The organism is Moritella marina ATCC 15381 (genome assembly GCF_008931805.1).
GTDB lineage: Bacteria > Pseudomonadota > Gammaproteobacteria > Enterobacterales > Moritellaceae > Moritella > Moritella marina.
The window spans coordinates 1,588,847-1,614,470 of the sequence record NZ_CP044399.1; the positions used below are offsets into that span (position 1 = coordinate 1,588,847).

General features: G+C 38.6%; 24 protein-coding genes. 11 read left to right on the forward strand and 13 right to left on the reverse strand.

Features of this window, described 5'->3' with window-relative positions; translation table 11 throughout:
- Positions 1-43: 43 nt before the first annotated feature.
- From FR932_RS07195 to FR932_RS07205, 3 genes are all read left to right on the forward strand, one after another.
- On the forward strand, positions 44-1,723 hold the full coding sequence (locus FR932_RS07195) for a methyl-accepting chemotaxis protein (RefSeq protein WP_019440132.1): 1,680 nt from the start codon (positions 44-46) through the stop codon (positions 1,721-1,723).
- A 217-nt stretch (positions 1,724-1,940) separates the two neighbouring features.
- The gene (locus FR932_RS07200; protein WP_019440131.1) at positions 1,941-2,210 is read left to right on the forward strand and encodes a DUF3081 family protein; all 270 of its coding nucleotides are present in this window, start codon (positions 1,941-1,943) and stop codon (positions 2,208-2,210) included.
- Positions 2,211-2,223: 13 nt separating this feature from the next.
- Positions 2,224-2,439: a TIGR02450 family Trp-rich protein gene (locus FR932_RS07205; protein ID WP_019440130.1), complete on the forward strand. Its 216-nt coding sequence runs from the start codon at positions 2,224-2,226 to the stop codon at positions 2,437-2,439.
- Between the two features lie 16 nt (positions 2,440-2,455).
- Here FR932_RS07205 and FR932_RS07210 read toward each other — a convergent pair whose 3' ends face one another.
- Complete coding sequence (locus tag FR932_RS07210; RefSeq protein ID WP_019440129.1) at positions 2,456-2,872, reverse strand: DUF3429 domain-containing protein; 417 nt, start codon at positions 2,870-2,872, stop codon at positions 2,456-2,458.
- A gap of 21 nt (positions 2,873-2,893) precedes the next feature.
- A complete protein-coding gene (locus FR932_RS07215; protein WP_019440128.1) occupies positions 2,894-3,568 on the reverse strand; it encodes a flavin reductase family protein in 675 nt (224 codons plus the stop codon).
- 217 nt (positions 3,569-3,785) lie between these two features.
- Here FR932_RS07215 and FR932_RS07220 point away from each other — a divergent pair, with 217 nt between their 5' ends.
- Both FR932_RS07220 and FR932_RS07225 read left to right on the forward strand, forming a co-directional pair.
- Positions 3,786-5,066 (forward strand): DEAD/DEAH box helicase, encoded by a 1,281-nt coding sequence (locus FR932_RS07220; protein ID WP_019440127.1) that lies wholly within the window; start codon positions 3,786-3,788, stop codon positions 5,064-5,066.
- A 351-nt stretch (positions 5,067-5,417) separates the two neighbouring features.
- Positions 5,418-5,807 (forward strand): HIT family protein, encoded by a 390-nt coding sequence (locus tag FR932_RS07225; protein WP_019440126.1) that lies wholly within the window; start codon positions 5,418-5,420, stop codon positions 5,805-5,807.
- Here FR932_RS07225 and FR932_RS07230 read toward each other — a convergent pair.
- On the reverse strand, positions 5,765-7,021 hold the full coding sequence (locus tag FR932_RS07230; RefSeq protein ID WP_019440125.1) for an MFS transporter: 1,257 nt from the start codon (positions 7,019-7,021) through the stop codon (positions 5,765-5,767). The two genes, FR932_RS07225 and FR932_RS07230, sit on opposite strands and share 43 nt — an antisense overlap.
- Positions 7,022-7,140: 119 nt before the next feature.
- Between FR932_RS07230 and FR932_RS07235 the strand changes: the two genes are divergently transcribed.
- Together FR932_RS07235 and FR932_RS07240 are read left to right on the forward strand one after the other, a co-directional pair.
- The gene (locus FR932_RS07235; RefSeq protein WP_019440124.1) at positions 7,141-8,040 is read left to right on the forward strand and encodes a LysR family transcriptional regulator; all 900 of its coding nucleotides are present in this window, start codon (positions 7,141-7,143) and stop codon (positions 8,038-8,040) included.
- Between the two features lie 210 nt (positions 8,041-8,250).
- Positions 8,251-10,167: a transglycosylase SLT domain-containing protein gene (locus tag FR932_RS07240; RefSeq protein WP_019440123.1), complete on the forward strand. Its 1,917-nt coding sequence runs from the start codon at positions 8,251-8,253 to the stop codon at positions 10,165-10,167.
- Positions 10,168-10,178: 11 nt separating this feature from the next.
- Here the strand turns inward: FR932_RS07240 and FR932_RS07245 are convergent, their stop codons facing one another.
- Positions 10,179-11,387 carry an MFS transporter gene (locus tag FR932_RS07245; RefSeq protein WP_019628768.1) on the reverse strand — a complete coding sequence of 403 codons (1,209 nt, stop codon included), beginning with the start codon at positions 11,385-11,387 and terminating at the stop codon, positions 10,179-10,181.
- 111 nt (positions 11,388-11,498) lie between these two features.
- On the opposite strand from FR932_RS07245, the gene soxR reads away from it, so the two are divergent.
- Complete coding sequence (soxR, locus tag FR932_RS07250; protein ID WP_019440121.1) at positions 11,499-11,927, forward strand: redox-sensitive transcriptional activator SoxR; 429 nt, start codon at positions 11,499-11,501, stop codon at positions 11,925-11,927.
- A gap of 123 nt (positions 11,928-12,050) precedes the next feature.
- Here the strand turns inward: soxR and FR932_RS07255 are convergent, their stop codons facing one another.
- Positions 12,051-12,479: a Spy/CpxP family protein refolding chaperone gene (locus FR932_RS07255; protein WP_019440120.1), complete on the reverse strand. Its 429-nt coding sequence runs from the start codon at positions 12,477-12,479 to the stop codon at positions 12,051-12,053.
- A 123-nt stretch (positions 12,480-12,602) separates the two neighbouring features.
- Here FR932_RS07255 and FR932_RS07260 point away from each other — a divergent pair, with 123 nt between their 5' ends.
- The 3 genes from FR932_RS07260 (at position 12,603) to FR932_RS07270 (ending at position 17,480) form a co-directional block, all read left to right on the forward strand.
- Positions 12,603-12,854 (forward strand): hypothetical protein, encoded by a 252-nt coding sequence (locus FR932_RS07260; RefSeq protein WP_019440119.1) that lies wholly within the window; start codon positions 12,603-12,605, stop codon positions 12,852-12,854.
- A gap of 2,015 nt (positions 12,855-14,869) precedes the next feature.
- On the forward strand, positions 14,870-16,903 hold the full coding sequence (locus FR932_RS07265) for a hypothetical protein (RefSeq protein WP_240532356.1): 2,034 nt from the start codon (positions 14,870-14,872) through the stop codon (positions 16,901-16,903).
- Positions 16,890-17,480, forward strand: a complete 591-nt coding sequence (locus tag FR932_RS07270; RefSeq protein WP_019440117.1) for a hypothetical protein — start codon at positions 16,890-16,892, stop codon at positions 17,478-17,480. The genes FR932_RS07265 and FR932_RS07270 overlap by 14 nt, the downstream gene beginning before the upstream one ends.
- A gap of 121 nt (positions 17,481-17,601) precedes the next feature.
- Here the strand turns inward: FR932_RS07270 and tehB are convergent, their stop codons facing one another.
- From tehB to FR932_RS07310, 8 genes are all read right to left on the reverse strand, one after another.
- On the reverse strand, positions 17,602-18,168 hold the full coding sequence (gene tehB / locus FR932_RS07275; RefSeq protein WP_019440116.1) for a tellurite resistance methyltransferase TehB: 567 nt from the start codon (positions 18,166-18,168) through the stop codon (positions 17,602-17,604).
- Between the two features lie 95 nt (positions 18,169-18,263).
- Positions 18,264-18,713, reverse strand: coding sequence for a transcriptional regulator (locus tag FR932_RS07280; protein ID WP_019440115.1), 450 nt, complete (start codon positions 18,711-18,713; stop codon positions 18,264-18,266).
- A 489-nt stretch (positions 18,714-19,202) separates the two neighbouring features.
- Positions 19,203-19,595, reverse strand: coding sequence for a 3TM-type holin (locus FR932_RS07285; protein WP_019440114.1), 393 nt, complete (start codon positions 19,593-19,595; stop codon positions 19,203-19,205).
- Positions 19,596-19,871: 276 nt separating this feature from the next.
- A complete protein-coding gene (locus FR932_RS07290; RefSeq protein WP_019440113.1) occupies positions 19,872-20,474 on the reverse strand; it encodes a c-type cytochrome in 603 nt (200 codons plus the stop codon).
- Positions 20,475-21,728 carry a molybdopterin-dependent oxidoreductase gene (locus FR932_RS07295; protein ID WP_019440112.1) on the reverse strand — a complete coding sequence of 418 codons (1,254 nt, stop codon included), beginning with the start codon at positions 21,726-21,728 and terminating at the stop codon, positions 20,475-20,477.
- A 68-nt stretch (positions 21,729-21,796) separates the two neighbouring features.
- Positions 21,797-23,254, reverse strand: a complete 1,458-nt coding sequence (ccoP, locus tag FR932_RS07300; RefSeq protein WP_019440111.1) for a cytochrome-c oxidase, cbb3-type subunit III — start codon at positions 23,252-23,254, stop codon at positions 21,797-21,799.
- Between the two features lie 8 nt (positions 23,255-23,262).
- Positions 23,263-23,880 carry a cbb3-type cytochrome c oxidase subunit II gene (locus tag FR932_RS07305; RefSeq protein WP_019440110.1) on the reverse strand — a complete coding sequence of 206 codons (618 nt, stop codon included), beginning with the start codon at positions 23,878-23,880 and terminating at the stop codon, positions 23,263-23,265.
- Positions 23,880-25,277 carry a cbb3-type cytochrome c oxidase subunit I gene (locus FR932_RS07310; protein WP_019440109.1) on the reverse strand — a complete coding sequence of 466 codons (1,398 nt, stop codon included), beginning with the start codon at positions 25,275-25,277 and terminating at the stop codon, positions 23,880-23,882. Before FR932_RS07310 ends, FR932_RS07305 begins: the two co-directional genes overlap by 1 nt.
- Positions 25,278-25,624 lie beyond the last annotated feature (347 nt).

Sequence of the window (25,624 nt, forward strand, 5' to 3'; positions counted from 1 at the left end):
CATTATTGTGTTTCGACAGAATTAACTAAAGCAAGGATTTAGCTTGAACCTACTCAAAAACATTACGTTATCATTTAAAATATCTAGCCTTGTCATGGTGTTATTGTGTTCGCTGCTATTTATCTCTGTCAATCTAATCGTTAATAGTCGTGCCGTTGTCGATAATATTGAACTCGATTCTGAAATTAGGCAGTTTTATTCAAACATAAATAATAAATGGAAAGACATTCTCAAGGCTTACGAATTTTCAGAAGACGTTGGCATGAAGTTTTCAGCAAGAGCTGTAGAGCAAGCAGAGCTAGAAGCGGCCACGGGTAAAGTTGAAACACTTATTAATGATTATGTTGCGAGTTTAATGACCGCGAGTAAGACCCTTGAAAATGAATGGAATTCTGTACTCACACTTAGCCAAGCTGATGGCATACTCAATACTCGAGATCAACTTGTTACACAAGCAAAGCACCTTAACGCCTCGCTATCAACATTAACGGATGTTTGGTTAACCAAAGCCACTTTTGTTGCACGTAAAAAAGCAGAAAAGGCCGCGCATCAAGCTTTCCCTCCAGTTATCGGCACTATTGATGTAATAAATAAAATGCATGATGAATTGGCAAGTATTCGTTCAAAACAAATCATCGCGGCTCAGAATCAAATTGTGCTTCAATCTATGCTCCTTGCTGCAAGTATATTTTTTATCGTGATTGTTATGTCTCTACTTATGCTGCGTAGACTTAAAAGTGATTTGCAATCTATTGTGTCCGTGACTCATTCCTTAGCTGAAGGGGATCTAAGTCGTTCAATTGAAGCTAGCGATAACCGAGACGAGATTAGTGAAATAAAACGCTCGGTATTTAGCATGACCGATAATCTAAATAGCATTTTTAAATCTGTTACTTCACTGGCTAATAATTTGAATGCTTCGACAGACGGTTTGCTTAGCGATAATAAACAAAGAATAGAAGATGCTGAATTTCAACATTCTCAAATGACTAAACTTTCAGGGTCTGTTGACGCGTTATATTCTGTCTCTACTCAGGTTTCAGCTCATGCTGACGGTGCATTAACTAAATCAGATGATGCGATTGAATCGGCCATTAAAGGCAAGGTTATTGTTAATGAAACGATTAGTTCGATTGAAAGTTTAGCTGGCGAAATTGAAAATTCGGTATCTGCTATTCAGCAACTTGATAGTCAAGCTGACAATATCACATCTATTCTAGAAGTAATCAAAAGTATTGCTGATCAAACAAACCTGCTTGCTTTAAATGCAGCGATTGAAGCTGCGCGTGCTGGTGAACAAGGTCGTGGTTTTGCCGTTGTTGCAGATGAAGTTAGAAACTTGGCCCAGCGGACACAAGACGCAACAGCAGAAATTCATGTAACACTGGATACACTTAAGCAGAGTACGCTGGTGGCTGTATCAACGATTAACAACAGTCATTCAAAATCACTTGAAAGTGTTAAGCATGTATCAAATGCAGGGAATGTGATTGACGAGATAAATATGTCTGTGAATCAAATTAAAGACATAGCTAAAGAGACATCGGCAGCGTCATTGCAGCAAACCAATACACTTGATGAGATCCAAACCAACGTCAACGATGTGAATCAAGTTAGCGTAGAAAATACCACGCGGGCGCAAGTATCAATGTCCTCTGCATCTTCACTATCAGATCTAAGCAAAGAGTTACTCAGTTCGATAAGTTACTTCAAGTTAAAGTAACTATCTACCGTTAACTTATCGACCGCTAACTTAGCCATAAGCTTAGCGAGGACTTTGTTTTTATGAACAAATGATCCTTTTACCTTTTCAGTGCGTATATAACCATAGCTATCGACGCTATGGTTTTTTTATGGTGTCTTAATCGGCTGGTGGCTAATCTGCTTATAATATTTAGCCAACGTTTTACCCCGTTTAAATTGTCAGAATAGGAAACGTTATGGATGTGAACAAGTTAGAAAAACGAAATTTGTTAAAGGCATTTAATCTTATTACCAGCAAAGGCAATAAGTCAGATGGTGCTTATGAGTTTTCAGATATCAAAGCATCACATGATTTCGATGGTTATACGTGTTGGTTAGCCTATAAAGATTTGACGGTCACCATGTTATTTCATGGTCCGTATAGATTTGATTATAAAGACAAAGAAACCGTTGATATCTTCTTTAAAAAGATATCAAAGTTACTCGATGATAAAGACAACGAATAACAAGGAGCCAAATATGAACAGTATTAATCCCAAATCGTTAATGCTCAGTAAATGGACCAAGGTTGATGTGGATAACAAAGAAAAGCATTTTATCATCACCCTGGTTAAATTCGATGAAGACAAAAAGGTTATCGAATGTGTGATAGAAGCGGTTATGAGCAAGAAAGAATACAGCATAGATTGGCGAGAATTAAAATCGAGTGACAAATGGCGTATCGGCTGGCAATAGCTGCTAGCCACAGTTATCACCATAAATAATACGCATAGCCATGCAATAAAACGATGATAGATGTGAGTCTTAATCGCATCGTCATATAAGCTATATTTCTATCATGTCCTTGGTTTAGTTTAGCTAATTTAGATTCGTATAAGAATAACAAAATGTAATTTACAACGAGGATCATCAAGGCTAGATGCTGGTTAACAAGCAAGCTAAGAAAGGCGAACAAGCAGAATATATTACTGACTATTTTCCTTCGGTCGTGTTTTCTTTCTTCACTTGTTTGCCAGAGTGTCCCGGCAACAAAGCTTAGAATGATAGCGCTATAGGCAATAAATACTTGTTTAGCATCTAACGGCAATCCCATATTATTAATACTTACATACAAGATGGCGATGAAGGGGATTAACCCCATGTAACCCAGTGTTTGTGATGTTCTCATAACTTTCCCCTCATGACACAGTTACAGTGCAATCGTATTACCATCGACACTGATATTTGTTGGTAATGTACCGGCTTTAGCGTAACTTAAACGAGATAATCTTGAGCTAAGGTGATAACTATCTAACCCAGAAACAGCTACGGTCTTTAGCGTTTCAATATCAATATAACCATCACTTCTTATCGCTTTCTCATCACACAATATATCGGTGACTTCGCCAATCACTAGTTGGGTATTATTCAATGCGATCGGAATTATTTGTCGTAACGTCAATACATATTTAAGGCCACTTTCTTTAACAAATGGGGCGCTGTAGCCGTCTAAATAATGCTCAGTTAATCCTGTATGTTCAAACTCACTTTCGTCACTTAAATAACGCGCTGATGTTTGATGTGCGTTTATATAAAAATCCTCACTGACTTGATTGATTGTGTATTGCTTAGTCTGCTTGATATTTTCTAAGGTATGTCGAATTACGCTGTCCGGACGTGTAATAAAGCCAACTAAAGCGGGGGATGCACCTAGGTGAATAACTGAACTAAACATAGCTAAGTTAGTTTGGCCTTGGGCATTAATAGTGCCGATAAGGTTTGCGCTTTTAAAACCGGATAAGCTGTTAATTAAATGCGTTCTAAATCGGTCAGGCATGCTGCCAAGGGTAAGAGCGTTGATATGTTTCAATTTGTATTTTTCCATTATGATTAGTATCTTTCATTGATACGATGGATAACAGATTTAGGATCAAATAATATCGACTATTTCTAGGACTTTACTCACTTAACGTCGAATAAAATGCAGCCTATTTATGGACTGATTGACATTACACCAAGCTTTGAACGATTTCACTAACTGAATAGGGCATAAATACGCTAAAATAGCCGGCTATTATCTTATTCTTGAGCCTTTTATATTAATGACAACTGCAACAGCACCAACCAACTTTACTGAACTGGGTCTTATATCGCCTTTACTAACGCGATTAACTGAAATGGAATATCAGCAACCTACGCCAATTCAAGCGCAAGCTATCCCAAGTGTATTAGCTGGACGTGATTTAATTGCAGGCGCTAATACAGGTTCAGGTAAGACAGCAGCTTTTGCACTGCCGATGCTGCAAGACTTATTCACAGAAAAGAAAAACAGTACTAAATCAAAAGGCAACTATGTTGCTGGACTTGTTTTAGTTCCAACGCGTGAACTTGCGATGCAGGTTGCTAACAGTATCAAATCTTATGCGTCTCACTTAAACGGCGAAATCAAAACTGTTGCTGTATTTGGTGGTGTGTCTGTTAATACTCAGATGCTTGCATTACGTGGCGGCACTGATATTTTGGTAGCAACACCAGGTCGTTTACTGGATTTGATTTCAAGTAATGCTATTAAACTAGACATGGTTAAAACCTTAGTGCTAGATGAAGCCGATCGTATGTTAAGCCTAGGCTTTACCGAAGAGCTATCTGCGTTGATGGCGTTAATGCCAAAACAAAAACAGATTTTATTATTCTCTGCTACTTTCCCAGAACAAGTAGAAGCGTTAACTGAAGAATTGCTTAACGATCCACTTGAGATTCAATTACAAAGTGCAGATGCAAGTACATTAGTGCAACGCGCATTTAGTGTTAACCAAGGCGAAAAAACTGCCTTATTAGCGCACTTAATCAAGAAACACGAATGGCGCCAAGTGCTGATCTTCGTTAACTCGAAACACAGCTGTAATCACTTAGCAGAAAAACTGGCTAAACGTGGTGTTACATCACAAGTATTCCATGGTGATAAAGGACAGAGTGCACGTATTCGTACACTTGACGGCTTTAAAGCTGGTCAGATCCACGTATTAATCGCAACAGACATTGCTGCTCGTGGTATCGATATTGATAAACTACCAGTTGTGATCAACTTTGACTTACCAAGAAGTCCTGCTGACTACATGCACCGTATTGGTCGTAGTGGCCGTGCTGGTGAAGTTGGTTTAGCGTTATCACTTATCGACCATGTGGATGCGCACCATTTCAGCATCATCGAAAAGAAAAACAAAATCAAACTTGATCGTGAACAAGAAGCTGGTTTTGAAGTTGATGAAACGATTGAAGCGTACGTTCCTATGGCACCACCAGAAGGTAGCGGTAAGAAAAAACGTAAGAACAAAGCACCTATCAACGCTGACATTTGGTCAAGAGATGCTGATTCAGAATAGCTAAAAATAGCGTAGAGCATTCAAAGTAAAACTTATAAACCCCCGTTAAGAGTCATCATTTTACGGGGGGTATTTTTAACTGTATACATATACAGTCTTATTTTCTTCCCCGGAAAATTGGCACTTAAAACGTAACTAACCCTCTAATTAATTCACTATTAAGTATTTTATACACTCCTTATCTGTAATATGTATACTGTTAGGATTACTGTCTAAAATTAGTATCTAAGTACTTAAACAATAAGACATTACATATGAAGCTGCGCCTATCAAAAAACTCATTAGCAAGTGACTTTAGAGCGGAAAAATAAGAGACCAAACGAATAGCGTTCTACAATTTAGGGAGAGAGAATGACCATAGTAACAAAAATCATCAACCGTGAAATCGATGCGGTTATTATTTATGAGTCCGAAAATGTGATCGCATTTGCTGATCACGATCCGATTAACTTTGGCCATATCCTTATCTGTCCAACGACACCTTACGCAACATTTATAGATTTACCTGCTTGTGTACATGATGAAATAACGCAAGTTGCTAGAGATTTATATCAGCGTATTGAATTCGCGTTTAAACCTGATGGTATTTCTTTCCTACAAAATAATGGCAAGTTTAATGAATTGTCACATTACCACCTACATATATTCCCGCGCTTTGATGCGGACAATTTTGGTTGGCAAAGTGGTGATATTGGCATTCAATCAATAGACAAATTGCGTGAATCTTTAGCTTGTTTATAGCCTTTCATTGACGTCTTAATCCAAAATAATCCTGGTGTAGAAATGATGAGGACTATTGCGACATAAATCATGGTAGTGAAATCTAGGTTTGAGTCTAAACCCTGCGTAACCAGTAGGCTACCCAGTGCACCGCCAAGTCCAACTGCAAAATGTTGTAGTGAATTTTGCAGACTAATCATTCTAACGCGGTCTTGTGGGGTAAGGGCGTTTACCAATTCTGTAATTAATATAATAGTACGCGTAGAACTCACAATTATAAAGATGACAAATGCTGTCGCAGCAGAGTAAATATCAACAGTTTTAAAGCCAACACCGACCGTAGTGACCATGATCAACGACAGCAAGACTATTAATTTTTTAAGTGAAAAGTCCCTATTTTTAGTTCTCGCGTAATATTGTATAGCAATGAATGAACCTAACCCGCTTAGCGTATAGCACAGGCTCAATAGTTGTTCTGATATATTAAGATTGATCGTTAGCATCACTGGGTATTGAGTCGAAACGACAAAAGTACTCAAAATTGCAGTGAACATGACAACAGCTGATAAAAACATAGCTTTGCCATTACTGATAGTATCTGCCGTTGGTGTTTGCTTAACTTCCGTTAAAGAGTGATTTAATAAACGCAACTGCTTAAACGATGCCATGAGTAAAACGGTGAATATTAAAGTAACAATACTAAATGCACCCCCTACAACTTGAAAGCCTAGTTGCCATCCACTTCCTGAAGATATAAGGATAATAGTTGGCACACCAAGCGCTAGCGCTAAAGGAAATGTACTCAGCAATATCGCTGTATTCTTCTTTTTATTATCCCTGTCTGATATTAATAACAAATAGTTGAAGTTTACAACAGCTAGCGCACCGCCAAACAATCCAGTTAATGCACGAGTAAAAACTAATAAATTAAAGCCTTCAACGATCGTTGTTAAAATCGTCATAACCGTGATGCCGAAAAGGAAAAATACAACTCTATTTTTTTCGCGAGCAATGTCTTGTGATCCCTTAATAACTAGACACGTTATACCTGCTGCGAGAGCATAAGCAGAAGTAAGATAACCAGATTGTGAAGCAGAAGCATTAGCTTGGATAGCCATTGAAGAGCTAAATGGAACGATGATGAGTGCGTCAAGTGCAATCAGGAATTGGATTACAAAACATATATATTTATTGTAAGTAAACAGGCGCGGAGATGAAAAACTGGAAGTGAGCATTGTGGAACCTTGTTTATATTGTAAGTAACAGGTGGAATCGAAGAACTCATTGTACAAAACCATTTTTGGTAATAAAGTGTAGGAAATGGGCTTTATAATCCAACCTGGCGGGATAATAAATGATTAACCAAATTGAACAGCTGTGGCTGAAAAGTTTCCACAGTGTCTATGAGTACAATAGCTTTAAAAAAGCAGCTGAACAGCTTGATTTACCGACTTCAAATGTGAGCCGTCATGTTGCTCTGTTAGAGGAAAAGCTGAATACACGGTTACTAGAAAGAACAACTCGTCGCATGACTCCAACGGAGGCTGGAGAGCAACTTTACTCGACAACAAGGGGATTGTTAGTTGCACTAAATGACGCGCTAGAAGATGTGAGTCAAAACGCCCAAACCATAATGGGGCAACTTAGGATTTTAATCCCAGACATACCATTACTGGCTGAAGCGGTCGTGTCGTTTTGCATTGAACATCCTGCAATATCGCTGTGTTGTGAAACAAGTTTAAGCCCAAGAGAAGATTTACTTGATGGTTTCGACCTGATTTTGAGTTATCACCGTGGCAGTCTTTGCGATAGTGGGTGGGTAGCAAAAGAAATAACCAGATGGAAAAGTGTCGTCGTTGTTTCTCCTAAGTTACTCAATTTACATAAGCGCCCCTATGAACTTGCCGATTTAAATCAGGTACCCTGTATTAGTAGCCTAACAGCTTTGGATGGTGCGCCTTGGGTATTCAAAAATGCAGACGGTAAGCTTATTAAACAACATGTAAACTCGACATTTAAAGTTAATAGTGGCCATATCGCGAAGACTGGTGCGGTTGCTGGCATTGGTTTAGCGATCTTGCCTGCAGACTTTTGTTCGAGCGAATTAAAAGCTGGTTCGTTAGAAGTTATCAAGTTAGAAGTTGAACCAGAAGATTTGGTCCTTTATGCTTTTTATGCAGGGAGAAAACATTTAGCAAAAAAAATATCGATTTTCGTAGATCATCTACAAAATAGACTTGTCAAAAATGCTTAGGATAATCTGAATATAGGGCACATGAAGGTAACTATCTTTGGGGAAGAGGTGGTTTGACCTAACTATTTATACAGATTTAATCAATAGCACCATAATCTTCACTGTGCTAATGTTAATCTATTGTCACTTTAGTTGTACTCACGTTAAATACAATGTTTTAACAACTATTCCTCACTGTGTGAAAGCACGGGATATAAGGCTTACTAATCGATGAAAGTATTTTCTCTCTCTTTGTTTCTTTTCTCATGCTCAAGCTTTGCGACCTCGCTTACTTGGGATCAACAAAGAGGTCTGTATACGCAAGCTGCGGACTTACAATCACAAGATATGTGGTCAGAAGCGTTACAAAAAACAAAGCTAATCCCCGGGTATCCATTAACTTACTTGCTTGAATTCGAACAGATTAAAGCGCACTTTAGCCGTGATAGCATGCTTGAAGTACAAGCTTTTATAAAGAATAACAGTGATCGTCGCGCTAGTTATGATCTGCAGAGAAGTTATTTATATTACTTAGCAGAAAATCAATATTGGGATGAGTACCTGTCTTTTTATCCGCAACTTCCCAAATCAGTTGACTTGAAATGCTTTCATTTTCAGGCGCAATTAGCGAATGACCAAGCAGATGAAATTTGGACTGATGTGCAAAAAACCTGGTTAACGGGCTCTTCCTTACCGAATGCCTGTGATGATGTTCTAGACTATTACCTTGATAATAAAAAAATATCTCAGGAATTAATCTTTAAGCGATTTAACTTAGCTTATGTAAAGAATAAAACAGCCATTATGTCTTATTTAATCACTTTAATGGACAAGGAAAACAAGCTGTTGGCCGAGCAGCTATATGCTTTGCATAAAGCTCCAGCAACGTTACTAAACAATCCTTTATTTGAGAATGCTGCATCTAATGACTTTTTAGTCGCCAGCATTAAACGTCTTGCTAAAAAGGATATTGAGTTAGGCTTAAATGCATATCTTGATTATGAGCGAAAACTCGCTTTAACATCAAAAGAACAAGACCGTTTAAAAAAATACCTTATATCGCGCATTATGATCCGTGACGAAACAAGCTTATTTCCTTGGTTAGATAAATCACTTTCTACTTTAGGCGATGTATCATTAATAGAACGTCGCATCCGTTATGCGATTAGATTAAATAACTGGCTCGATATCGAATATTGGCTAGCGCAGCTTAGCGAGACTAAGCCGTTGGCGAGTAAATGGCAGTATTGGCAAGCCCGGGTATTGGAAAACAAACAACAGCAGAATCAGGCTGATAAGCTTTATCAATCGATAGCGACTGAACGTAATTATTACGGTTTTTTGGCGGCGCAGAAATTAGGTCTGGATTACCAATTTAATCCTAATATCGTCAACGAACAGCAACAAGACTTAAACCATCTTAAAACACAGTTGGCACATATTGATGAGTTGTATTTCCATCAACATATGTACTTGCTTAAACGCGAGTGGCGAGTCTTAATTAGCAATCAAAGTATCAACCTGCAAAGGCAGTTAGGTTTATTTGCCTTTCAAAAAGGCTGGGCTCATCTTTCGGTCGTTGCCAGTATTCTTTCTAAAAGTTGGAGTGCGTTGAATATTCGTTTCCCTGCAGCTAAGCCGCAATTGTTTTATGCGAATGCCGAACGATATGAGCTCGATTCTAGTTATATCTACGCCATTACACGTCAGGAAAGCTCGTTTGATGAATTTGCCAACTCGCCGGTCGGTGCACGTGGCTATATGCAACTGATGCCAGGAACGGCAAAAGAGACTGCCCGTAAAATCGGCTTGAAGGATTATAAAAAGAAAGCACAATTAACCGATGGCGATATCAATGTCCAGCTAGGCACTGCCTATTTTGATGGCCTGCTTAAGCGTTATGAAGGGAATCGGGTGCTTGCAACCGCAGCGTATAATGCCGGCCCAAATCGCGTTGATCGCTGGCAAGGCAGCAAAGACGGTCGAGCAGAACAGGCCTTAGCAATGGACAGTTGGGTTGAAGCTATTCCCTATAAAGAAACCCGACGTTATGTCAAAAATGTTTTAGTCTATAACGTCATCTATCAACATATTTTAGACAAACCGCTTGAGTTTCTTAAGCCTAAAGAGATCAACGCTCGATTTTGATTTTGTCTTTATCAGCTAGACTTATTCGATACTAAGGATAAGTCTAGCAAGTCTGAGCCTTTCTTTAACTGCAACATCATAACGCCTGCCACCAACAACACTATTCCGATAATAATAAAACCCAAAGCTGTGAGTTGTAAGTAACTTAACAGCGCAATAACGACGTAACTCAAGCTTTGTACCAGCGTAGAAAACAGTTTTAACCCGCCTTCAACGCGTCCTCTTTCTTCCATCGCGATAACATGATGCATCTTATTGGTTCTGGCAATACGATTATATGAATTGAAAAAACCAAGGACGATAGTCAGTAATATAATCAAAGTAGGGGAAAGATAAGAGCCCATTAAAATAAGTATAATCGCCATCGCTAGAATCGAAAAAACCATCGCATTTTCATGATTATATCGCGCTAACAGACGAGCAATAAGGAAGCCACTTAATAACGCACCTAGGCCATAGCTCATCTTCCATGTCGCAAACCAACTACCGCTAATATCTTGCTCAGCAAAATAGATAGGCACAAGTTTTACCAGAAAAGTTAATACTGGATAAGATAAGCAAGACAGCGCCAAGAATGTATAGAAACGTTTTTGTTTAGCAAATATGCCTTTGCTTGCTACAAGTTGTTTAAAAAATGCTTCTTTCAATGATGGACTGAACTGGCGTGTGTAAGGCGTCGCTATGTAGCATAAGCCAGACAGGAATGAAGCGAATGTGGCTAAAAAGGCAAACTCGAGCATTGACCAGTGTTCCAGTAAAATGATCCCCATAGCGCCAGCACCTAGTGTGGTTACTTGCATCACAACTTCTTGATAACTTGATATTTTAGCGTATTCACTTTGGCGATAGTTTTCTTGTGTAAAAGCATTATTACAACTCCAAGCTAAATCATTACTTAACCAAAATATTAGCTGAGCAAAGGCTAAAACCCAATGAGATTGCAGGTCGTTGTAGTAAGTAATGAACACCATTAACGCGGTCGTCGCTTGTGCTAATTGCATCAATATCAAAATAGTCTTTCTTGAATGGCGATCAATCATAGTGGCAAAAAACGGTGTGAAAACAAAGGATAAAGAAGTACAAACTAATGCTGTAATCGCCACAAAAAATCCCATGCCTTCTTCTAAAAGCATGATCCAGGGTAACGCCATCATAAACATACCAGATGATATGCCATCAAAAAATCGGGCCAATAGATAGGGGATAGTTCTACTTTTCATTTAATGCTCCATGCTTTTTATTTATATTGCTGCTAGTCTAATACCTCAACCTATGTTGAGGTAAAGTGATATATTGCATAGATTAAAATATAAAATCAGATAGGACATCAGATGGAAATGAGCGTTGGGCAAGTGGCAACAAGGGCTGGTGTTAAAGTATCAACCTTGCATTTTTATGAGAAGAAAGGGCTTATTCAAAGTTGGCGAAATACGGGTAATCAACGCCGCTATGACCGCAGCGTATTAAGGCGTATCTCAGTAATTAAAATGGCTCAAAAGTTAGGGATATCTTTACAAGAAGTGACAATAGCGCTTTCTCACTTACCTAAGGAGAGCGCGCCTACAGAAGAAGAGTGGAGGGCGATGGCCAATACGTGGAAGTTACAGTTGAACGAGCGTATTAACAGCTTACAAACGTTGAGGGATGAGCTTGATGAATGTATCGGTTGTGGTTGTCTGTCCATTAATAAATGTAAGCTAAGAAACCCACAAGACATATTAGCTCAAGAAGGTAACGGACCAGTATTGTGGGAAAGATAAACTGGTGATTAATAAGACTGCATTTATTATGTTAAATAGCGTGTCTATATTTACTGCTTTATACTGAGATAAAAAGCCTCCAACGAGGAGGCCGATTTTAATAGCTCACTGAAAATACACAAATTAGTTAGTTTCAAGTATCAATGACTTCAGCGAAGATTTAAACTTAGTTTTCTGATCTTCTGTTAGCACATTATAAATATTATTTTTTAATTGCATCTCATCTATCAGAAGCTGTTTTTGCTTAACTTGAATCATATCGATTATTGACCCTAATTTGGGTTCATCGAGTTTAGGCTGAGCAATCAAGCGTAGTTGCTCTTTTTTTAGTTCTATCACTTTTTCCACATCAATAACTGGACGAGACTCTTGATACTTATCAATGAATGAAGATATTTCATTCTGTTGATCTTCTGTTAACTCTAGCGAATTAACGATTTCCTGTAACGGAGTTTGGTTTACTTGCTGTGAAGGTGAAGCACTGACCAGTGGCACAGTAACTAAACTGGCTGAAATAATTATGATAGAAAATATCTTATTTAAAGATCTCATTTTTATTTTCCCTTAATTAATTGTGGTTGGTTACATGTTGCTACCATGAATATAAGAGGAGTATTTATAGCTTGACCGTTTAACAAATAATCTTATTATCCCCAATAATTATAGAAGCATATTATGAATATGGTATCCGGTAGCGCTGTATTTTATCGCCGTGGTGAACAATGCCTTACAGCAAGGAGTGAATTATCAATTGGACTTGATGATATTAAAGAATCAATATTATTCCTGCATGAGGATCTTTTGTCAGCAGATTTTACCGATGGTGATGAACAAAATTTCATTGGTTATGCAAAAATATTCGCGTGCTTGAAAGAGCTAGAACATTTGAAGTCAGATAAAATTATTAGTAATCAAACGTCTAAATAGATAACGCGCTGTGTGAAATCTACAGTAACTATACTGGCAAAACATTTCAGATTTCACGTAGCGCACAGGTTTTTGATAGCAAATTGAAGTACCAGGGACAGGATTTTGATATCAATGCCGATAATTTCAAACCTGACACTTCTATCTGGGCTTACATAACACTGCGCATAATTTATATTATGGTAAATAAGGTTTGTGGGAATTGAAATAAGCCCCGTTCTATTGATTGATAATTGAACTTTGGATCCAGATCTGATCTCGTTTAAAATTACATAGCTGCATTTAACACTTAGTTATTTACCATAAAGTATATGATATGCATCTAAATGATTACATCATATTTTATCCAAAATATGACGTAATCAAATATATCCAGACATATAAAAACCAAAACTTTATATGTCTGTGGATCTAACTGTAGAAACCATCAAGCTATTTTCCCTCGTATATTCAAACAATCTACATATTGGTCAATGTTCATATATCGCTATCGGATTCTTGTTAGATCCCTGATCACCAATAAACTCTCACATCTAGAACTCATCATTCAATACAAACGGTAAATATTTTTAGAATGCATCATGAAATGCTCAACTAATTTTGCTACCACTTGGTATTCTTAATGTATCTTCGTTCAGGTTCACTTGGGATTAAACCACCACTGTATCGATACGTTCTAATCTGGCTCTAATATTCAGTTATGTTATGAGTAACCTTTTATCAATATTAATCCATTTCGTTTTAAAGCTGCTAAAAAATGTCTCTTAAGATTGTCACCTCAATATTTGATGCTGCTACAGAAAAACTGATGACTAACTGTTTTGTATTGCCCAATATTCTTTCCCTGCTTTCTTGTTCCGAATATATGCGCTGACAATAGAGTTAAGTCCAGCTTGTGCATAAAGCGATTTAGTCGATATCGACTCACCGGAAAGCAGTCTATCAAACGATATCGAGATGGTTCTTTATACCTTACAGCTATCGCAACTAGCTCAATGTTTTTTAAGGGATTTTTATCACGCTGCAATCGATATTTATGATAATCTAGATAGATGTTAAACGTTCGTAACCGTATGACTAGAAACCATTTTTTCATCGTTATCAACGATTAGTGACTTCAGGTCTGAATAGCCAGTACATGTCTGTTTTTAAAGGAATAAATCACGTGTGCTGTGTGAAATCTGAAAGTTTTTGTCGGTTACCACTGGTACATTTTACAGAGCGCGCGAATAAAACCTTGGTTTAACACGCCCTGCTCTGTTATTTAAGACCTCTGTGACCTAAGTTATAATCAAGGCATCACCCGACTCTATACTGACTGAATACGTATCTTTAAATTATCAATTAAACCACGAAGTGATCCTCTCTTCTGCACGTAATAAGATAGATGATTTGATAGCTATCATAAGCCCCTTTTAATACGGTTATATTAAAGCGATCGTATTGTCTTTAAATAGTACTGCATGATGGTCTAAATTATATATGTGGAACTAGATACATTTACTCTCCATGATAAAGTTATTCGTTTAACCCACTGTTAATCTTGTCATTAAAGCTTCATTTAACCGTCATGAACTGGTCATCTAATTCAGGTTAACTCTTGCGCAAACTAACAAACAATTACACATAGGGTTTATATCTTGAAAACAACGCTAGCGTTCCCAATTTTAATCTTTCTATCGGCTTGTAGTAATATCAAAGAGACTTCAACAATAAAGGATGACATAAAAAAAATATCAGACGAGTTAGCTTCTAACCAGTATCAACCTGAAGATGTCAAATTCATTAAAGCAGAACTCAGAGAAAAAAAGAAGTCTCTGCAAACTGAGGAAGACAAATATACCTCACTATTAAAAAAATGGGGATTACTGCCCGAGTATGATCCTGTCCCCTTCAACCCTAATTCAGGTCAATTTGATGCGAGTTATCATCCTTATGTCGCACCCGTTTCCTACACCCACAAACAAGACTCAATATACTTCCAGCATCGCAATGCAAATACCGATGGTACAAACATGCATTCTTTATTGCCCTATAGCCGGGAACCGTATGTCAATTCTCAGTCAGGTTTCAAAGTAAGCAGTGAACGCATGCCAACCAATATTTCCAGTGATCTAGACTTTTCAGATCAGCAGTACATCAATACAGTTTATGATGTTGTAGCCGCTGATTTTGATAGTAATTTCCAACAAGAAATAGTGACGTTTTATTTTAAGAAATTCAGCAGTACTAACATGCAGTTACGGGCTAGAATCACTTATATAAAAGACGACCAAAAACGTCTGCATGATATAGAGGACGGTAATTTCAATTTAAGCAGCGATGCCGCCACCAAAGACTTTTTACTGTACAGCACTAACTCAGAGCCAGAGTTAGACGGAAAGCTTAAAGATGTCACCGAGTGTGCATACATTCAAGTTGAGTCAATGGATGTCACCGCGGATGGACAAGATGATTTCCTTGTTACTCAGTATTGTGGTGAAGTCAAAATATGGCGGCCGAATAATATCTTTAGCAGCAGTGGTTCATTCTCGCTAACACAGACCTTTAAACATAGTTTTTATTACAACAACGACATAGAAAAAGTCAGCCTAGCCACAGGCAACGTCGACGGTGATCCAGCCGAGGAACTTGTTATTGCCTTCGCTGAGGTTTGTAATCAACAAGGAGGTGGAAGCAGCCCCTACATTGAAATGCACAACATCGACAGTCAGGGGCGATCATCGAGTAAATTTACCCGACAGCTCGAAGGTTTTACCTATAACAGTGCTAAATCAGTCTCCGCGTCGCAAGCTTCACCACAAGATGTAGAGAGCTCACGTACTTATCATCTGGAATTAAACCCTTCAGCAATCACGATCGGTAATATAGATGAAGATCCAATGAACGAAGTGATCATCGGGGGCGCACCATGGAGCCACCCAGATGATGATAATGATCAAGTCATATCTCAAGATAATGTTGGCGTTGTATACTGGGACCCATCAAACGCGCATAACGATTTTGGTCATGGTAACTGGGGCTCTGAAACAGCCTTCTTTAAGCTTAACCCTGGCACGTGGAGTTGGGGAAGAAATGTAGCGACAGACATATCAGCTTGGGACCCATTTGGTTGGGGCAGCAATAAGCTAATTTATTTTGGTGATAAGGTATTCCAACTACCATTAGAAACAGAAGACCAAGGTTCACAAATGTACCTCGTTGAAAACGGGTTGCCCCAAGAAAGTAATAGCAATATATCTCGATCTGCTTTCTCCGTTGGTAATTATGCTTTGATGGATCTTGTCCCTATTGAGGGTGTGGTTGGAGAACAGTCTGATATTATCGACGATGCAAGAGAAGAACTGTTCATTTTACCATTCACCATGTTGCATGAAGAAGCCAGTGATGACCGCCTATTCCATACCGAAACATCTAAACCTTCTTTTCTAGTCGCGGTACATGACGAATGGTATTACACACATCAAACCCCTGAAATATTACCCTTAAATGGTGGATGGTTTACATTGGGTGACGTTTATCTAAAAAACAATGACAAATTGGACTGGCATATACCCCAGGAGTTTGCTCAAAATAATGACCCAAGACCAATTACCATTGATTTCACCGGTCAAAGAATGGCTCTCGAATATGAAGGGATAGAAGAACACAGCATCGGATTTTCGGATCCCCTCATCCAAGGCCTGTTCACCTTACCCCCTTTCTATGCGGATTCATCTGGCAGTGAAAAATCATCCGTATCAATCGGTTTCAAATCAACTAGTAAAGACAGTCTTGCGATATCAAAAGGCTATTCATGGCAGATCAAAGCCGGTATCAAATACAAAAGCAAGCGGGAGAATAAATTTTTAGGCTCGAATGACTTTGAGGTTGTATTTAAAGGGCTAAATAAAGGCTCGACCATAACGACATCTGAAAATTACACTTATTCGACAAGTGAATATACGTTTGCGGAAACAAGTACCAATGGCCTTCACGACCATACCTTACTGCTGTCCATTGTCCCTTACGACTTATTCGCTTACAGCGTAAAGAATGCCAGACCCTGATGACATTGGAAAATCAATCCAAGTGATGTCTCCTAGGGCTCCACAATTAACTATGATGGAAGTCTCTAAATACAATGACACAGTGGTGAATAGCAATGAGTTAGACGAGCAATACTACTTACCATTTAATGTTGCAGACTTCACCACAAGCACAGTTGGTGATCCTGCATCATATCCTTCCATTGAGAGTTATCGACAAAGGCTTGATGACGATGCTTATGATGTAATTTACGCCGTGTCAGAAGGAACATCAGTTGCCAATATGGATACAACCCAAGCAATAACTAAAGGGGAAGGCGTTTCGGAAAGCACTAAAATAAGCCAAGCTTATGGTGCAGAATTTGGGGTCGTATTAGGCCGCTTAGCGATAGATATGCGCCATATGTACGAATACGCCAAAGATATTAAGGTCACCATAGAAGATTCAAGTACCATTAAAGCATCGGTACCCGCGTTAAATTATAACGAAGGGTTCGCGACTTATGTGTGGGGTTTACACGGCTACTTAGAACCGACCTCTTCAACCGAAGGTGACAAAAACCAGATTTTAGTGATTGATCATTGGGTCAGTTATTAATTAGACTCGTCTTAGTCACATGTTATAAGCACAAGACCTCAGTAATGGGGTCCTTAATGTATTTTTACCATAACGGAAACATTGAATAGCATAAATGTTTCCGTTATGAGTGCCTTATTCTTTAAACAGGTTTACGCGCTAACATAGTCGCAAACTGTAATTTAGCGCCGTTATGCATAGTACCTACATCTTCATTGTACTTAATCAGTTCCCACCCAGCATAAGCCTCGCTTAACTGCCCTGCTTTTAGCGTGAAAGGAAACGGTACTGGGCATGGTGTTTCTTCAGTGCTCATGGCACAAACAATCAGGTTGTAACCACCAGGTAGCGTTCGCTGGTGCATATCAGCAATAATAGCGTCGACATTCGCTGGATTGACAAACATTAAGGTTACGGTACAAGAGATAAAATCATAATCTTTACTCAGGTTAGCGCTGTTAATGTCGTGTACCTGAGCCTTGATATTACTCATTCCCTCTTGCTGAGCAATACCTTGCAGACTATCAATAGCAGCTGGATTAATATCAATGGCGGTAACGTTAAATCCAAGCTGGCCGAGATACAAGGCATTACGCCCATTCGAACAGCCCATATCTAATGTATCGCACGGCTCAATAACTTTACATGCTTCAACTACTTCACTATGCGCAGGGTTTAAGCCGTAACGACTATTTAGATCGATTGTCATGGTAACCACTTTAATTTTTTAAATGAGGGTTATCATCTTACTACTGATATTGGCCAATGAAATTGAGAATAGTCATTTACATCGTTTTTTCTGACTTATACCGCTTTAAGCCAGTTGTGATCTTTCTCTTCAAGAATAATTTCAGACATTAGCGCTTCAGCTTCTGTACCTGCTAGTTTTTGAAGCAGGTAACTTAAATTACTATCTTCATTCAATAGCTCTAAAAATAGCTGACGCATAGTGGCATCAACTATTTTAGGGATTGCAGTTTCTTCTTTTTCCCAACGGCCTACAGTTTGTTGATCTACACCTAATAGTTCACCAAGTACTCTGCGTGATTGATTAAATTGTAATCGTAAGAACTTAAACTCATCGCCTGTTAAGCCCTGATTTTTTTCTACAACCTCTGTACCAATAGCATCATGTAAACCATTCATATCATCGATACTTAGGTATTCTTCACCATCAATTATTTCAAGCGTGTAGCCATTTTTTAGATGCACATTTGGTAGACCACACTCTGTATAGTGGTATGTCTTAGTCATTTTAACTCCAATTTTAAATAAATACTTTGCTAGATAATCAAAACTAGAAACAATAACTCCTGCTGTTAATAACTAAATACTAATAACAGTAATCACTAGTACTGAAGGGTCATCTTCATGTCTTCTTAACACTAGTGGGATCCTAATTGAATCACCTGAAGCAATTCCTTCAATGTTCATTTGCCAATCACCGCCTGCAGTTTGGTGTGGTTGTTCATGAAACCGCTTAGAATTACTTTTAAATGCCCATAAGTGTAGTGCCCTCGCCTAACACCATTTAATGGATATTATAATAAAATAATCATTACTTATTGCGCTGATTGTTTATATCAATTTGATATAATTATGGTCTACGACCTTTATTAGGTCAAGTATTTATATCATAATGATACAAATGTATGCTTAAGCTATTTTTAACATGGTTCAATAACAATAAAAGTCTCATCAAGTTGCTTTGACTTTTACGAGGGAATGTTAAAGTCCAGGGGGTTATTTCGTTCTGCCAGCCAACTTTTCAAATGTGCGCAGTGTACCCAGTCCAAGTAGTGCCACGACTAACTCCATCAGTTGATCCATTGGTATTTCAGGCCCCGATCCACCAGCCCACTCTATTAAAGGATTCAGGATAAATGGAAAGGCAAGACCGATAGCGCAGACCCAACCAATTGCAGGCCGCCAACCGGCGACAAAGAGTGAACGATGCTGAGCTTCAATCTTATTAATCTCGGCCTGCAGAATAGCTGGTTGCTGGGCTATTTTATCGAGCACCGCTTGTGCCTGCATGCGTTCTTCATCATTAGTAAAGATTCTATCCACTGCAGAACCCAATGCATCAATTGGCTCTGCAGCCGCACCACCAAATAGTTTTGTCCAAAAGCTCATAGTTTCACCTCATTTGTAAATTAAAATAGCGCGGTCAGCACTCTACCGAATTCCGTATAAGTAGAATGCCAACGCTTGATATTTATGTATCAAGCGTTTTGTTATGTTTGCTTTGATTGTATTTTACAAAAAGGTAGGTATTAGTTATGGCTGAATATAGTAAGGGAAATAGTATTAACGCTATGATTTGAATAGATTAAGTTTATGTTAAAAAGGCCCTGAGCGTTAAATACTCAGGGCCTTTTTATCGGAAGATAGCGTGTAGTCAAGAATGGTCTATTTCGTACTTTCCCCTAGGATGTATTTTGCAATCGCTTCTGATTCATGGCGATTGATAGGTGGTTTAGGCATGCCAAGACCGCCTGACTTAATAGCCACTCCCAACCTATCAACAGCATTATCCGTTCCTTCATATTTAGCGCCAATTTCTTTCAAAGACAGACCTTTAGAATCTTTATGACACGTTAAACAATCATTATCAGATAATAGTGATTTTACATCTAAGTTGTCAGGCTGATATATTTTTTTAGTGCTAGCGAGTTTAGTTAAGGCAATTATTTCTGCATCCGTTTCTTTTGCAGAGCCATAAACAACTGACAAATAAGCCGCTATAACCTTAGCCTCCCCCATACTGATAGGTGCACCATAGGCATTACGCATTTTATACATCTCACCAGTCCACTCTTTTAGATCCATTTCTGGTGGTTGATACATAACGTAATCGACTGAATGACAAAGGTGACATTTAGATTGCGCGAGGCCATATCCTGGTAATGTCGACGGCTTAAGCTTGGTATTATCCATAGGTAAGGTAATTGATACGATCTCAGCTTTAACAGTCAATGAACATAGCGCTAATATAATAAGTAAAAACCGCATTTAAACCACCTTAATACTTGTTCGTTCAATCGCGTTTCGGTTATAACCGCCATGATTCCAAGAGGCATTAAGAGGTTGTGTCTCTCCACTCTTACCTGTAGCTCTTACCATCACAAGCGTTCTGCCTTTTTCATTAAAATTATGGCTTAACTTCCAACCTCGAAAGGAAAAACGACCAAGATTTTCACCAAGCGCTGCTTGCATCCACTTATTGCCACCATCGACTGAAACTTCAACTTTTTTGATACCACTACCACTATCAAAAGCTATCCCTTTAATTTCAATACTAGTTGCAGCATTAACTTCATCACCATTTTCTAAGCTAGTAACAAAACTTCTTATTGGGAAACGATTTACAGGTAACGTCTTTTTCGCTCTGGCAGTTGGTAATTCACTCTTGGAATCGTTATCAGGTAGACGGTATGCAGTTGTCATAAAGAACGCATCAAAGTTATCAAACTCACCCTCTATAACTTTAAGGTGCGATACATGTTTAACCCAATATGTTGCATACCAACCCGGAACGATTAATTTCACTGGAAAGCCATTTAAAAATGGTAAAGGTTCACCATTCATTTCCCAAACAAGCATAGGTTCGCCCGTCATAATATGATCAATAGGTAATGATTTTTGAAAGTCTGGTGTGGTATCTCGAACCGGCTTATCCAAACCATCGATAATGACACTTGTCGCAGCACTAGAAATTCCCGCTTTAGCTAACACATTTTTAAGTGGCACGCCTTTGAACTTCGCATTCCCCATAGCGCCATTACTTAATTGCGCACCAAAAACACGTGGAGATGAATAACCTCGACTATTACCAGTACACTGTTGTACCGCGACAATTTCTTGTTGGCCTTCAATCGACTTTAATTCAGCCAAGCTTAATGTCACTTCCTCATTAACAGCCCCTGAAATAGTAATAGTGTACTTATCAGTGTCTATGGCAACGGGGACGTCAGCTAGATGATAACGAACAAAGAAACGGTTGTTTGGTGTTATTAGCCCTTCATTGAATACATTAAAAGGCGTTTCAAGATGAGGTGGTCGAGTATGTACGATCACAACATTATCTTTTTGCGGAAAATTGCTTAATACAGGCTTAGGGCCATCGGCATAGCTAACTCCCTCACCATCTGAATACATTTTGCCGTATTTCATAAACTCTTTAGAGAAAGCCGTTAATGGTGCAGCAGCTAAAGCGACATAGCCACCAGCTTTAATGATTTCCCTTCTTAACTTATTCATTTTCATAATTACAGTATCCTATTAATCTTTGAGCTGTTAACCTTCGATCTATTGGCCTTTAACTGGCTCACAGGTTATTTCATTTTTGATAAATATTTCGACAGGGATTTAATTTCATCATCTGTTAGCTTGTTAACGACGTTTTGCATCATATGACCTTGATCACCGGTTCTATCGCCTGTTCGCCAGTCAAATAATTGTTTCTCTAAATAGTCAGATGATTGACCTGCCAATCTTGGAAATGATGGGCTACCTTGCGTTTCTTGACCATGACAAGTAGAACAAGCAGGAATAGCGCGTTGCCAATCACCTTGAAATATCAGGCGCTCAGTAGGATCTTTGATGATACCGTCAGCTGATTTCTCTGGGGTAATTTTACTTATCGCCGGTGAATCGAGTGAACTGAAATAGCTAGCAGCAAGTAACTTGTCTTTCACATCTAAGTCGGCAACTATATTTTGCATCGTTGCATTTTTTCTTAAACCAGATACAAACAAGTGTAATTGGTTATAGATATACGCTTGCTTTAATCCTGCTAACTTAGGCGCTCCAGGTAAAGTACCAAGACCATCTGCGCCATGACAGGCCACACAAGTCGTTAGCACTGCCGGCAATTGCTGTTCGTTTCGAGAGAAGATATAAGTGTTCGCTTGCATAATATCGATATTATCTTGTGGTTCACTCTGTAGGGACACAATATAAGAGGTTAAAGACAATATTTGATTTCTGCTAAGGCGTTGACCAAAATCAGGCATTTCGTTATACATGCCATTCTCAATATTACGTTTGATATCAGCATTGGTTGAACCATGAAGCCAGATATCATTCGTTAAGTTAGGGGCTCCTACGCTATGTGAACCTTGAGCCTCTTTACCGTGACATGATGAACAATTAGCATCGAAAAGCGCATTGCTTTTAAATGGTCCTTTATTTAGCTCAGACACATACTGGGTAAGCTCATCTATGTCTTTACCGCTCAGTACACCTTTCCAAGCTGGCATTTTACCCTTACGTCCATTATGTATGGTCGTATAGACATCTTGAGGTGAGCCGCCGTATAACCAATCTTTATCAACTAAACTCGGGTAGTTATATTGCCCCTTAGCATCCTGACCATGACAAGCAGAACAATTATCACCAAATAACGATTTACCACTCTGCAAAACAAGCGGATCTTTTTGTAACAGCGTAAAGACTTGTTCATCGGTATTCGCGTTGATTATTGCGTTAATGTTATTGTTTATATCAATTGATTTAGCTACATACGCGTCATCGTTCTCGGTCCAACCGATAAACCCTTTCCAAGAAGCTAAACTTGGGTATAGAAGGACGTAAACAATTGCGCCTATAAACGCAATAAGATACGCAACAAAGAAAACCTTAGGAATTGGTGCATCTTTTTCATCTATTCCATCAAATTGCTCTACTGTTTTATTACTGTCTGCAGTTTTGGTCTTACGGAACTGTGAATAAATAACGGCAACCATGATAAAAAAGAAGATAATCGATAGTACGCTTGATAATATGTTCATGGATCCCATTAATTTAAATCCCCACCTTTTTCACGCGTATCTACGCCAAGACTCATCAAGTAAGCAACAAGCGCATCACCTTTTGTTTTACCTTCCACTTTGCTTGATGAATTTTCAATTTGCGTGTCTGTATACGGCACACCTAGTTTTTTCATCGCTTTCATTGAAGCAATAACATGACCAACGTTAAGTTGCTTTTCAAACAGCCACGGATATTGTGGCATGATTGAGGCTGGAACAACTGCCTGAGGATTGATGAGATGCTGTTTGTGCCAGCCTTGTGTGTACTTCAAACCAATATTCGTTAAATCAGGGCCAGTTCTTTGTGAGCTCCACAAAAAGTTAAACTCATAAACATCATCTTCCATTTTATTAGGACGACCGTATCTTTTTCTTTCCGGTTCCAAGTTTCTAACCATCTGGGTATGGCATGCCACGCAACCTTCAGCCATATACACATCCCGTCCAGCTAACTCTAAGGCTGTGTATGGTTTAGCTGTCGTTATTTCTTTAAGATCGTTGGTGAAGAAGAACCCTGGGAAAACCCACACAAAGAATGAAAATAACACCACGACTGTCGTGATAGTGATAAAAGCCATTACTGACTTGGATATTGACTCTTCCATTAATATGCTCCTTCAATAACTACTTTTTGTGGTTTGTTCACCGTCATGATGAGGTTATATACCATCACTAACATACCCAAGATAAACAGCGCCCCGCCAATTGCACGTCCGAGCATATAAGGTTCCATAAATCGTAAAATATCAACAAACGAATAAGTCAGAGAACCAGACTCAGTGAGGCTTAACGATTTAACACCTTGACCTATACCCCCTATCCACAGGGAGACTATGTAGAACAGTACGCCTATGTGAGCGAGTACAAAATGCACCTTAACTAAGCCATATGAGTAGAGTTCTTTTTTGTATAGCTTAGGAATGAAATAGTAGAAGGTTGCTATACACGTCATGCCAACCCAACCTAACGCCCCAGAGTGAACGTGTCCGATAACCCAACTGGTATTGTGAGCTATCATATTGAACCATCTGATAGCCATAAGAGGCCCTTCAAACGTTGCTAATGCGTAATAGGCAATTGACGATAAGAAAAACCAGACAACGGGATTTGTTTTCAATTCTTCTTTATTGGAAGTACACGTCATCCAAGCGTTAAATGCGCCAGCCCATGACGGGATCCATAATAAAATAGACATCACTACGCCAATATTTTGAATCCAAGATGGAACGGATGTAAAGAGTAAATGGTGTGTACCAGCCCAAGTATAAAAGCCGATTAGACCCCAAAAAGTAATTAAAGACAGTCGATATGAATAAATGGGTCTATTAACTAACTTGGGAATGAAATAGTAGTTGGTACCTACAAAGCCAGCTGTCAATAAGAAGCCAACTGCATTATGTCCCCACCACCACTGTACAAGCGCATCACTCGCACCAGAAAATATTGAATAACCTTTAAATGCATACACGGGAATGGCTAAATTGTTTATCAAGTAAATTAAGCCGATAACAATAATGACACCGCCACTGAACCAGTTTGAAACAAATATATGCTTTGTTTTTCTTTTCGCTAGCGTTCCAAAAAAGATATATCCAAACGTTAACCAGAGAACCACAATAGCGATATCAATTGGCCACTCAAATTCAGCGTATTCTTTGGTTGATGTATACCCTAAAGCGATTGAGATAAGGCCGATTACCAATGTTATCTGCCAACCCCAGAACAAGAACCACGATAAACCTTTGGATACTAGATTCACGACTGATGTTTTTGCCACTATGTATAACGACAGACCGATAATAAAGTTACAAACCAACCCAAAAATGATGGCGTTAGTATGCAAGGGTCTTATTTTCCCGAAATTTATATACTCATTAGCAAAATTCAATTGCGGTAGATATAGCTGCAGAGCTGCCATTAAACCCATGCACATGCCTATAACGCCCCAAATTATGGCGGCAATAACAAATGCTTTCGTTAGTTTTTCTTCATTTTCATACATGGGGATGTTCCCTGTTTACATCGGTTAATGTGATGTGTGTTTTTATTGATAATTTATCTATTTAGTACATTTTCAGAAAAATAAGCCGTGGCGTAAGAAACAATAAACCACTATTGATAGCCATTATTGATAAGCAATAGGTGTGTTTTCAATGAGGAATTAGTAACGAATTCAAACATGTTTTGGCTCTCTATTTCTAAGAGCCGAGAGTATACCCCTCACTGTAAGTTAAAAATATTAGAATGAAGTTAACTCATGGTTAAGCATAACTGAACGCACGAGCAATAAATAAAACCACAGTTAACTTGATGATAATTGAGGCTAGTTGAGATCTATAGAGAGGGTTT